This window comes from Shewanella sediminis HAW-EB3, from assembly GCF_000018025.1.
In the GTDB taxonomy this organism is placed as follows: domain Bacteria; phylum Pseudomonadota; class Gammaproteobacteria; order Enterobacterales; family Shewanellaceae; genus Shewanella; species Shewanella sediminis.
In genome coordinates, this window is record NC_009831.1 from 1,942,536 (window position 1) to 1,955,415 (window position 12,880).

Annotated in this window: 6 protein-coding genes; 3 read left to right on the forward strand and 3 right to left on the reverse strand. The window is 43.4% G+C overall.

From position 1 onward, the window contains the following. The first annotated feature begins 238 nt into the window (after positions 1–238). The 3 genes from fadI (at position 239) to SSED_RS23970 (ending at position 4,196) form a co-directional block, all read left to right on the forward strand. Positions 239–1,549 (forward strand): acetyl-CoA C-acyltransferase FadI, encoded by a 1,311-nt coding sequence (gene fadI, locus SSED_RS08440; protein ID WP_012141975.1) that lies wholly within the window; start codon positions 239–241, stop codon positions 1,547–1,549. A 5-nt stretch (positions 1,550–1,554) separates the two neighbouring features. Further along, positions 1,555–3,702, forward strand: coding sequence for a fatty acid oxidation complex subunit alpha FadJ (fadJ, locus tag SSED_RS08445; protein WP_012141976.1), 2,148 nt, complete (start codon positions 1,555–1,557; stop codon positions 3,700–3,702). Between the two features lie 269 nt (positions 3,703–3,971). Further along, positions 3,972–4,196 (forward strand): hypothetical protein, encoded by a 225-nt coding sequence (locus SSED_RS23970; RefSeq protein ID WP_012141977.1) that lies wholly within the window; start codon positions 3,972–3,974, stop codon positions 4,194–4,196. Positions 4,197–4,467: 271 nt separating this feature from the next. Here SSED_RS23970 and SSED_RS08450 read toward each other — a convergent pair whose 3' ends face one another. From SSED_RS08450 to SSED_RS08460, 3 genes are all read right to left on the reverse strand, one after another. After that, on the reverse strand, positions 4,468–5,073 hold the full coding sequence (locus tag SSED_RS08450) for a hypothetical protein (RefSeq protein ID WP_012141979.1): 606 nt from the start codon (positions 5,071–5,073) through the stop codon (positions 4,468–4,470). A gap of 143 nt (positions 5,074–5,216) precedes the next feature. Continuing rightward, entirely contained in the window at positions 5,217–9,545 is a 4,329-nt protein-coding gene (locus SSED_RS08455) for an EAL domain-containing protein (RefSeq protein WP_223295960.1), read from the reverse strand. A gap of 441 nt (positions 9,546–9,986) precedes the next feature. Next, positions 9,987–12,776 (reverse strand): insulinase family protein, encoded by a 2,790-nt coding sequence (locus SSED_RS08460; RefSeq protein WP_012141981.1) that lies wholly within the window; start codon positions 12,774–12,776, stop codon positions 9,987–9,989. Between the last annotated feature and the right edge of the window lie 104 nt (positions 12,777–12,880).

Genomic DNA, 12,880 nt, shown 5'->3' on the forward strand with positions numbered 1-12,880 from the left:
ATTTTCTTCATTAAACATTGTTCACAAAGGGTTTTCCCGATTTATTTTGACTAAAAACCAAACAACTGTTTAAAACTTGACTATAAGAAGTTAGAATCAGATCACACTTTGATGGTCAGACCTGTTATTAGAGGTACAGTCGGACTGATTAATAGCAGGTGTCTACATAAGCAATGCGGTAAGGAAATAATATCGCCTCTCGCTAAAGTAAGCGGGACGTATAATAAGAGGGTGACAAATGAGTGATAGACAACAGGTAACGAATGCTAGAGGCGATCGTATTGCCATTGTAACGGGATTAAGAACCCCCTTTGCAAAACAAGCCACGGCATTTCATGGTGTATCGGCGTTAGATATGGGCAAGATGGTCGTTAATGAAATGCTATCTCGTTCTGAACTGGACCCAAAACAGATTGAACAATTAGTTTATGGTCAAGTGGTGCTGATGCCCGCCGCCCCTAATATTGCTCGTGAGATTGTACTTGGCACCGGGATGGATGTCGCGACTGACGCCTATAGTGTTACCCGAGCCTGTGCGACCAGTTTTCAATCGACGGTGAATGTTGCCGAGTCAATTATGACGGGGAATATTGAAATAGGGATTGCCGGTGGTGCCGATTCATCTTCAGTTGTCCCTATTGGTGTTTCTAAGAAATTGGCTCATGCCTTGATCGATCTCAATAAAGCCCGCTCATTTGGCCAAAAACTGGCTATTATCCGCCGTTTAGGCTTAAAAGATCTGTTACCCGTGCCTCCAGCCGTTGCCGAATTTTCCACGGGTCTCTCTATGGGACAAACAGCAGAGCAGATGGCAAAAACCTACAACATCAGCCGCGCCGACCAAGATGCGTTGGCTCATCGCTCACACTCGTTGGCCACTGAGACCTGGAATGCCGGTCACCTGACTGATGAGGTGATGGCGGCACATGTTCCCCCTTATAAAAGCTTTATCGATCGCGATAACAATATTCGTGAAAACTCAACGATAGAATCTTACGCCAAATTGAGACCCGCGTTCGACCGCAAGCACGGTACTGTGACTGCGGCGACCAGTACGCCACTCACCGATGGTGCATCGGCAGTACTCTTGATGAGTGAAAGCCGCGCTAAGGCATTAGGTTACGATCCTATCGGTTACATTAAAAGCTACGCATTTAGTGCCATCGATGTCTGGGAAGATATGTTAATGGGTCCATCTTACGCGACGCCATTGGCACTCAAGCGCGCCGGAATGGAACTTGAAGATCTGACGTTGATCGAAATGCATGAAGCCTTTGCTGCCCAAACACTGGCTAATATGCAGATGTTTGGCTCTAAGAAGTTTGCTGCCGAAAAGTTAGGTCGTAATCGTGCGATTGGTGAGATAGATATGAGCAAGTTTAACGTTCTGGGCGGCTCACTCGCTTATGGACACCCATTCGCGGCAACAGGAACTCGATTAATCACCCAGGTGTGTCGTGAGCTTAAACGCCGCGGTGGAGGTACCGGACTCACGACGGCCTGTGCAGCAGGCGGTTTAGGCGCAGCAATGATAGTTGAAGTGGAGTAATAGTCATGGAAAAGACCTTTAATTTAGCGCGTCGTGAAGATGGTATTGCCATACTGACAATGGATGTGCCCGGCGAAACAATGAACACCTTGCGTGCCGAGTTTGGCCCTGAAATTAACCAAGTATTAGCAGAGATAAAAGCCGACAGCAGTATCAAAGGGCTGGTACTTATCTCCGGAAAGAAAGACTCTTTCGTTGCCGGCGCCGATATCTCTATGCTGGATGCCTGTAAAACGGCCGCCGATGCTAAGCAGTTATCTCAGCAGGGACACGTTGTCTTTAATGAGCTGGAATCGTTAAAAATTCCGGTCATTGCCGCTATTAATGGCGCGTGTCTAGGTGGTGGACTCGAATTGGCATTAGCCTGTCATCAACGAGTATGTAGCTTAAACAGTAAGACCATGATGGGCGTGCCTGAGGTACAACTCGGCCTGTTACCCGGTGGTGGAGGAACGCAGAGATTACCACGATTAGTCGGGATCACCACCGCTCTGGATATGATGTTGACGGGTAAGCAACTTCGTCCCAAGCAAGCGCTTAAAATGGGATTAGTTGACGATGTGGTTCCCGAGTCTATTTTGCTTGAGACCGCGGTAGAGATGGCACTTAAGGGGAAGCGTGCCCCTAAAAAAGTGAAAAAGTCATTAGTGACCCGCCTGCTTGAGGGAACTCCGCCCGGCCGCAACATTATCTTCGACCAAGCCGGTAAGCAAGTTGAGAAGAAAACTCACGGTAACTATCCGGCCCCGGCAAAAATTATTGATTGTGTACGTCAAGGCATGGCCAAAGGGCTAACCAAAGGGTTGGAGGTTGAGGCTAACCACTTTGCCGATCTGGTCGTCTCTAAAGAATCTGAAGCGCTGCGAAGCATCTTCTTTGGTACCACTGAGATGAAGAAAGAGACTGGCGCCGGTGATGTTGAACCACGGAAAGTTCATAAGGCTATGGTGTTAGGTGGCGGGCTTATGGGAGGAGGTATCGCGTCTGTGACGACGACCAAAGCTAAAATACCCGCTCGAGTAAAGGATATTAGTGAGCAGGGGCTGAGTAACGCGCTTTCTTATGCTTATAAGCTATTAGATAAGGGCGTTAAGCGTCGTCATATGACACCGGCAGTAAGAGATAACTTAATGTCTCTGATGACGACAACGACAGAATATAAAGGCATTAAAGATGCCGATATCGTCGTTGAAGCCGTGTTTGAAGATCTGAAATTAAAGCATCAGATGGTTAAAGATGTTGAACGTGAATGTGGTGAGAATACCATTTTTGCCTCTAACACCTCCTCACTGCCTATTTCGCAGATAGCCGAGGCCGCCAGCCGTCCTGAAAATGTTATTGGCTTACACTACTTTTCTCCGGTCGAGAAGATGCCTTTGGTTGAGGTTATCGCCCATGAGAAGACCTCTGCCGAAACGATAGCCACAACCGTCGCCTTCGCCCGTAAGCAGGGGAAGACGCCTATCGTGGTTCAAGATGGGGCTGGTTTCTATGTCAACCGTATCTTGGCCCTGTATATGAATGAAGCCGCTCAACTGCTGCTGGAAGGGCAGAGTGTTGAACACTTAGATAAGGCGCTGGTTAAATTTGGTTTCCCTGTCGGACCTATGACGCTACTCGACGAAGTTGGAATCGATGTCGGGGCTAAAATTTCTCCTATCTTAGAGTCAGAGCTTGGCGAACGCTTTAAGGCTCCTGCAGCCTTCGATAAGCTGCTTGCAGACGATCGAAAAGGTCGTAAGAATGGTAAAGGTTTTTATCTTTATGGCAGCAAGGCTAAACAGAGATTTAAGAAGAAAGCGAAGCTGGTCGATGAGTCAGTCTATGCAGTGCTTGGTTTAACGCCTACATCAACGGATAGTAATAACGACTCTCAGGATGTTGCTCAGCGTTGTGTCGTGCAGATGCTTAATGAAGCCGTTCGTTGTCTGGAAGAGGGGATTATCGCCTCACCACGTGATGGTGATATTGGTGCCATCTTCGGAATCGGTTTCCCGCCGTTTCTTGGAGGCCCGTTCCATTATATCGATTCAATGGGAGCCGCTGAGCTGGTGGCAGTATTGGAAACTTATCAGGCCAAATTTGGAGATAGGTTTACACCTTGCGATCGTTTAAAAGAGATGGCTGAAAATGGACTGTCCTTTTTTGAATAAACGATAAGCTCGTTCAAAAAGAGTTTTATTAACAATGCGGCAACATGGTGCCGCATTTTTTTGTCCGGAAGGAGATGCGCTGCCTGTTTTTTGTTCGCGTTTGTTTGATGTTTCTGTACAATGCGGTTCGCATACTAAACAAGTGACTGGACCTTTTTAGATAATGTCTCTCGGTATTACGATGGTTTATTGGCTATATGTGCGATTGATTCCTTGTATTTTGTCCGGTTGCGCTTGAGCAGTATAGTTTTAGAAGAGGTTGTAGATAAGTGATATTTTTCAGTGTCAATGTGGCTGTACTTGTTGTTGCAAGTGTATTGATTACCTCAGGTATTGTGATGGGTAACTTAGCTTTTCGCTCTGGCCTGGGAGTGAAGCGCTGGACTATGATAGGACTTATCTTAGGCCCTGTGGGTTACCCACTACTCAATACCCATAAGCGGTTTGCGATGAAGCGTGCAGTTGGCAGAAGAGCGAGTACGATAAGGCTATAGGGCCATGCGAGCTTGTTAGCTTGCACTTATGCAAGAAAAGATTGGATATAAAAATAGATTGGATATAGTAAGAGATAGAAACTAAAAAGGAGCCAATAGGCTCCTTTTTTGATCTGTATATTATTGGTTTAACTTAGTTCCACCAAACCTTCGCAGAAATGACTTCCAGATGATCTAACCCTTCAGGTAACTGAACTTTCTTACGCTCTGGCTTTTGGGTTAGGCCTAGTGCTTTCTTGATTGAATCAAACATAATAATTCTCCTTAGACCTTAAGCAATTGCAGAGTTGATGAATTTAACGTGAGGGTATCCGCCAGCAACCTCTAATGGCTTGAACTTAACATGAGGGTAGCCGCCAGCAAGCTCTAATGGCTTGAACTTAACGTGAGGGTAGCCGCCAGCAAGCTCTAATGGCTTGAATTTTACGTGAGGGTATCCGCCAGCAAGTTCTAATGGCTTGAACTTAACGTGAGGGTATCCGCCAGCAAGCTCTAATGGCTTGAATTTAACGTGTGGGTAACCGCCTGCAACTTCTAGTGGCTTAAACTTAACGTGAGGATAGCCGCCTGCAACTTCCAGTGGCTTAAACTTAACGTGAGGGTAGCCGCCAGCAAGCTCTAATGGCTTGAACTTAACGTGAGGGTAGCCACCAGCAAGCTCTAACGGCTTGAACTTAACGTGAGGGTATCCGCCAGCAAGCTCTAATGGCTTGAATTTAACGTGTGGGTAACCACCTGCAATCTCGACAGAACTCTCTAGCTTTGTAGCTTGTACATTTGAGAGAAGGTCTTGACTTGGATTAATCGTAGGAGTGTCAAACGCCATTGTAGAAGTTGAAAATACAAGGGCAGTAGTCGTAGCTAATACTTTAATCATTTTATTCTTCTCTCAAGTTCTGGGACATCCACGTGATGTTCCAAGTTAGTAGGTATGTCATTTTTTTTGACACTTGAGAGAGTTGTTGCAGTTGTTATGCCAGCTTTTGTTTTTCTCGCGGATTTTATTGGGTAAATGTTATCTTACATTGCTTTCGAGCTCTTTTGTACTAAGTCAGGCTCGATAAATTCTTTGTGTAACAGCGTGGTGAACTGCGATTCAGTTACAGCCCTGCTAAATATAAATCCTTGTATTTCTTCGCATTTTAACGCCTTTAAAATGCTTAGCTGTGAAGCGTCTTCCACCCCTTCACCGACAACCGAGAGGCCCATGTTGTGTGCGATAGTGATGATCGAGTCGACCATCTTGAGGTCTCTGTCTGATTTGTCTATATCATCGACAAAAGCCTTATCTATCTTCAGCGTATGGATCGGAAAGCGTTTCAAGTAAGAAAGTGAAGAGTAACCGGTACCAAAATCATCTAACGCCAGGCTAACCCCCATCTTAGCGAGCTGCTGCATCACCTTGATGGCCTTCTCCGGCTGTTTTATGACGGTCCCTTCGGTAATTTCCAGCTCCAAATTGGCTGCGGGTAGCTGAGTTAGACGTAAAATTGACTCTATTCGCTGTTGAAGGTCGGGAAGAGCGAACTGATATGAAGATAAATTGACGGCAACGCGTCCATCGAAGATTCCTTGACTCCGCCATTTTTGTGCCGCGAAGCAGGCTTTCTTCATCACTAAGTCCCCAATTTCAACGATTAAGCCATTCTCCTCGGCCAGAGGAATGAACTCACTCGGGGGGATCAGTCCCTGCTCGGGGTGATTAAGACGCACTAACGCTTCCATGCCCGCCATTTTTCCGGACTTGAGGTCAATTTTAGGCTGGTAGTAGACTTCAAACAGATCATCACGCAAGCCTTCGCGGATCAGGTTTTCAACTTCGAGCTGTCGAATCGCGTTTCGGTTCAGCGATTCTGAATAGAACTGATAGCGATTACCGCCGCCTGACTTTGCGTGGTACATGGCAATATCGGCCTTACGCAGTAACGCTTGCTCGTTTTGATCATCTTCCGGATAGAGTACTATGCCTATACTTAAGCCTACTACTACCTTATCTGAGGTTAGTTCAAACGGGCTCACAAAAGCATCTATGACCTTGTTGGCGATAACGGCGCTGGAGCCGATATCCGGGTTGTTATCGACTAAGATGGCAAACTCATCTCCGCCCAGGCGATAGATACTCGTATGGAAGGGCACGGTGTCTTCGATACGTTTAGCGACTTTAATTAGCAGCTCATCACCGACCTGGTGGCCTAATGAGTCATTGATCTTCTTGAAGTTATCTAAGTCCAGCACCATCAGTGTATGGTGAGAGTCACGCTTGACCAGGTTACCTAAGGTCACCATAAGGCTGGAGCGATTGGGTAAGTTAGTCAGCAAGTCGTTATTGGTTAGCTTTCTCAGCTCCTCCTCTTGCTGTTTACGCCTCGAGATATCGGAGAAAACACCGACATAATGGGATAGCTGGCCAAGCTCGTCATAGATAGCATCGACGGTTAGCTCCATCAAAAAACTGCTGCCATCACCTTTCGCCGATTCAACCTCATTGCTCCAACTCCCCTGTTGATGCAGAATCGAGCGGATCTGATCTGAATAACTTTCGGGGTAGCGATCGAAATTTAGCTGTTTACCGATAAACTGATCTCTCGATGTCATAGACAGTTCACAGCAGGCCTCATTGACCTCTACAAAATGGAAGTTGCTATCAAGGATGAACATGCCTTCGGATATATTGGCAATCGCTCTCTCGAATAATCTGAGTTGCTCCTCGGCATGCTTAAAGTTATTAATATTTTTAATCGTGCCAGTCATTCGAAGCGCATTGTCATTTTCATCGCGCTCGACAATTTTGGCTCTATCTAAGATCCATACCCATTCGTCTGATTTGCCTTTTACCCGGTAGGCGGCTTCGAAATGATCGGTTTTGCCATAAAAGTGATTATTTAGTGCGCTGCTGACGCGCTCCTGATCCATTGGGTGGATATTACTCTCTTCACCATTCTCGCCGGAGCGTTGTCCATCTCTCGGGAATTCCAGCGAGCCCCAGATGTTCGAGCGGTATATCTGTCCGGTTTCTATATCCCAATCCCACATCTCATCTCCGCTACCCCATAGCGATAGCTTTAATCTTTCTTCTGATTTAGCTATCTGGTTCTGAACTTCACGACGGCGAAGCACTGCCTTAACTATCGCTCCTGAAATTATCAGAGCTAGCATTAAATAGATAAATTTGGCTTGTGTTGAGAGCCACCAAGGCGGGGTTATTATAACTTTCAGACTTTTAGTAACCCCTTTCTTAAGTGTTAATGGATCTATAGCATAGACATTGAAGCTATATTCACCGGGTGATAGGTTTGTATAAGTAGCAGAATTAATGCCTTTTGATTCTAACCAAGCATCTGAAAGGCCAAGCATTTGATAGGAGAAGAGTGATTTACTGCTAGAATCTCCAGGTGTGTGGAAGTTAAGTGTAAATGGATAATCTGAATATTTTAACTTTATAGATTCAGTTATTTTTAGTTGTTTTTTTAAAATACCATTTCCAATACCTTGAGGAGTATTAAAAATCAATAGTTTATCTATTACTGTTTCTGGAGCTTCTCTATTTTCTATATGATTAAATAAATCATCGATAGAAAACCTACTAACCCCACTTGTTCCACCAATATAGATATGGCTTTTAAGACTGGCAATTGACTGGATGTTGTATTCTATTTGGCTTCCGTAATTAGTAGTTAGTGCATATTCTAGCTTGGAATTTAAATCTAGTATAATTACCTCGCTAACAGAAGAAGCAATTATATAGTTGTTGAATTTTGTTATTGCGTATATTGGTCTGTTATTAGAGTGTTCATTGCTTATTATTTTGCTTTTTAAATTGTATTTGAATATGCCAGTCCTTGTTCCGAAGTAAAGGTCATCATTATCAAGATATAAGCTACCAACTAAGTCTTCCGTGAAAACAGGCTCAATAATATCACCAGTTTTCTTAATTAACCCGCCTTGAGTAGCAATCCAAATAGAATTGTCATCAACAAGGATGTCAAATATTGGGTTTCCTTGATCAATAATAAATTTCTCAGACGTAGAGTTATTGGTATTGAATTTCAATATTGAACCGGCTACAGTTCCTGCGTATATGTATTCTGAACTTTTATCATCCTTAACAATAAAAAATTTATCTTTGTTTAGTAAGTGCAATCCATTTCCATTAATATCCATCTTTAGCAAGCCACTAGAAGTACCTACAAAGATATCATTATTTTTTACAATTGCTGATTTAGGTCCCGTAATCGATGTGTTGAACGAGTTGATGGTATTAAAGTTGTTATCATATAGGATTAAATTTTCTGAGTCAGAAGAAACTAAAAAATTATCGCTTATTTTATTAATTGACCAAACATTTTTGTCCGTGTTTATGTTGGAAATTAGGTTTTCTTGTTCTTGAATCTTTACAAAACCATTTCCTTGTATTGCGATATAAATTGACTTCTGTCCGATATAGACTTTTGGTCTATTGAAACTATTAGTTGTTGTATCAACTTCACCTACATATGTATGTGAATTATCATTACTTATGGTGTAAATGTTATTGTTTTTTATTGCAACTAATTTATCATGGTTGCTACTTATGCTGTCGAATGAAATGTTATTTATTTTCTTTACGCTTTTATTTATTGAAAATAGGCCGTCTTTATTTGTGGAATATATAGTGTCATTCCAAACTGATAGATCTTTAGATGCTGTTGGAAGCAAAGTGGCTACATTTTGTTTTATACTTATAACTTTCTCGTCATAAGTTCTTACTATGTAACTGCCATTATGCTTAAGTAAGTTTTTAATGCCTCCAAATGGATATTCTGATAATATTGATATGTTATTCATATCGTTACTGATACGAACTATAGAGTTTTCTGTACCTACAATAATATCTTTATGATCGGTTAACAGTGACCATATAGATTTTCCTTCTAGTTGACTATTTGTTGTGACAATAACAAAATTATCCACTTTATCATTGTATATAGCTAATCCTTTATCAGTTCCTACCAGTAAATTACCTTTTTTGTCAATTAGTAAGCTTCTAATGAAGGAGCTGGGAAGGCCAGAGGTTTCATCTGCAAAATAATGTTTAAACTCCTTACCGTCGAAGCGATTGAGTCCATTGAGTGTTCCAATCCAGACATACCCATCTTCATCTTCTACAAGAGAGGTGACAGTGCTCTGAGATAGCCCTTCTGGAACACTATAGGTTTCTGAATTGAGGAGGATTGATGCGCGATGGTTTTCTTGGGTAAAATTACTAACTTGTTCGTTAGCTAATTGCTGAGTTGGTTCAATGCTTTCTTCTACAGCAAATGCCTGACCAAAAATGCAGAGGGTCAGTAGGAGAGTGATGATAATTTTCATAAGAGAGTTTGGCATCTTTTTAGTTTGATTATTAGCCAGTAATGCTTAGGCAACAGATGTTTAACCTCACTTTTTCAGAAAGTGAACAGTTTGTCAAAATTTGAAGGCTTTTTAGCAGGTGATAATTATTACTATTTTCATTTTATCCTCAGATATTGTTCTGAAACTATCCCTTACACCTCGTCAAATAGAGGCGTGGATCCACATTTTTAGTGCTTTTGACTGATTTCGTTGTCCCTTTGATAATCTTATATTTTATGTATCTTTTATTCTGATGCAAAGGGCTAATGCTATGGAGCATGTTAACACCGTCGGGCATCGCGGTTGATTGTGTGGGAGAGAGAACAAGCAGTGCTGTTTGACAGACACTGCTTATAAACTTCTTTTGTTCACAGCTAGTGGTTAACTCCTGCTTGTTAACCTCTAATAAGTCTGGCTCGATTAGTAACTAAATTTGTCTGCATTTAGCTTAAAGGTGCGTAGATCGGTGATCATATTATCTGAGGTCAAGGGTTCCAGGTTACCGTGGCTTTCGCCGGTAGTGAACAGGACTAGCCTATCGCAGTGCTTAGTACGCATCTTCTTCATCATAAATTTGATTAAGTCGGATCGGGTTAATTTAGCAACCTCTTTGACTACGAGTTCCCTTTGGGTGAATTGATAGTCTTTATTACCTATGCTCGACCAATACCTCTGCCCGCGAGTCTTTAAGTTGGGATCGTGCTCCATCACTTGATTGATCAGCCCTTGCTTCGTCACTTCCCATTGCTCGTTGGTTATCTGCATCACGGCATAGTTAAAATCTGCAATAAATTCATCAATCGCTTCTAAAAGCTGTCTTGGCCCCGATGTCGGTGACTGAATGTAGAAGATCATCCCCGGGTATCTGTTTAGCGGCAGGTACCCTGTGCCTACCATGTAACCTAGCTGCCTCTTAGTGCGCAATTCATGGAAGAAGGTCGATGACATAGTGTGGTTCAACAAACTAAACAGAGCCATCTGATCTGCTGAAGCTGCATCGGCTTGATAGTAGACTATGATGCTGCTGTCCTGATGTGAGACATCCAGTTCTCGCATCATAGTCCCGTGTCCCGCCAGGTTAACCAGCTCACGCTCTGATTCTCTGCTTGGAGAGGAGACGAGAGATAAGATGTGGTCCAAGCGTTTACCTAATGATTGAGCTTCACTTTCCAGCCAGTCACCATAGACCAAGCCTTCGAGGTGGATCTTTTCAAAGAAGCTTCTGACATGCTCGTGAAGATCTTCGAGTGTGATCCCCTCTAGTTCCTCAGCCATGCGTGATGGTTCATAACTGCGTTTCTGTAAGGTAACCGTGAGGCTGGTAAATATTTGAGAGATAGGTTTTGCTCTCGCCTGGTTATACCAACTCCTTAAAATCTGTCGTTTAATCAGATTAAACCGACCTTGAGTGAAATTTCGTTCCCTCGCTTTATCAATCAGAAGGGCCAGTAGCACCTCTTGTTTGCCGGTAAACCCGGTGAGGTGCAGTGTGATCCCACCCTGGTGTGGATAAATATTGTAACTGAGCCCGGCCACTTCGGCCTGGTAGGTAAATTCGGTGAGGTAGTCGAGTAGCATCTCAACATACAGCCGCGTTAATGCAGCATTTTTAGGTGAAGAAGCGGCCTGTACCGAATCGAGTGACAGATAGAGGTGTCCCTTAGGCACATTAAATTCATCATCTTTTCTGTGCCAGATGCGGTATCCCTTTTCCTGAGAGACGATAACGGGGACTCTGTTTTGGCTTTTATCGGCCCTGGGAATTGAGTCTTCGATAATAAACGGGTTGGCGTCAGGCAATTTTAGCTCAGGCCTTATGGTCAGTTGACTCCAGTGTTTTAGCTTCTCTGGGGTGATGGCTTTTATTTGGTAAGGTGTGTGATACCAGGCTGCCTGACGTTCTGTATCAAGCTCAGAAGAGATGAGTTGAACGCGAAGGTTCGATGGCGTCATCATATTTAATAGACTCAGGGTCTCGGGAACGTTGAGGCTATCCATCTTGTAATCACCGAAGAGAAGATCTTCAACATCGTAATGATGCATATTGATGCTGAGATGGCTGGCCAGATCCAGCGCCTTAATCTGTTCCTGATATTTAAACGCCAGTTTCAATAAGTTGGCCCGCTCCTTATAGCGCCATTCCTGCATCCCTTTTGTCTTGATAAGTTCAATATACTCAAAAGCGCATTCAATGACTGTATCCAGGTTAGCGACCCCTTTATCGGTCAGTTGAATGCTAATGTTATAATCTTTGAAATTGTAGCCGTTGACGCCACCGCCAGCTGATAAATTCACAGCTAAATCATTATCTTTAAGATAAGAGAGTAAGCTGCCTTTGCCTTCGTAACCCAGTAGGTGACTGATAAAGGTCAAGGGCTTGTGTTTATAGAAAGGATCTATTGCGGGTAGGCTAAAGGTCATGGCGACCCTTTTTTGCTCCTTAATTGGAATTATATTTATCTGCGACTCTAGCTGTTCTGCTTGATATATGGGAACTTCAGGATACGCTTTTTTGATTTGATGATTCTCAATATCGCTAAAGTAGGTATTCGCTAACGTCTCTAAATCGGCCAGAGGAGATGGTGCTACAAGACATAGCGTCATCAAATTAGCGCTGTAATGAGACTGATAAAAGCTGATTAACTCTTCTCTTAAAGTCGACTCATCCCCAGCTAAGGTCTCTAAATTCCCTACTGAAAATTTTGAAAAAGGGTGAGCTGGGTTGACGGTTTCCTTCTGCACCTGATACGTGCGGCGAATATCATCTTTGAGTTTCAGGCTGAATTCGGACTCGATAGCATGACGTTCACGATCGACCAGCTCCTTGCTAAACAGAGGAGCGATAAAAAATTGGCTAAAGCGGTCGAGTGACTCTTCGAATACATCTGCATTTATACTGAAGAAAAAGTTGGTCTGTTCTGTCCCTGTCCACGCATTATTACTGCCGCCATGTTGATTGATGAAGGCATGGTATTCGCCGGATTCCGGGAACTTTTCTGTACCAAGAAAAAGCATGTGCTCGAGAAAGTGCGCCATTCCGGGTCTGGAGAGCGGATCATCAAAATGGCCGACGTTTACTGCCATCGATGCGGCAGCCTGGCTGGCTTGCTTATCTTCGACCAGCAGAACAGATAAACCATTTTCCAACACCAGGTGCTGATATCGGCGATGATCATTAGGGCTTTTTATGATTTGCAAAGATTCTGGCAACTATACGCTCCGAATATGTTAGCGATTACTATCTGTACTGCGCTAGTGATATTGAAAAGGGACTCACCATTCTCTTTAATCACTGCCTTGTTCAGCTATCCTAC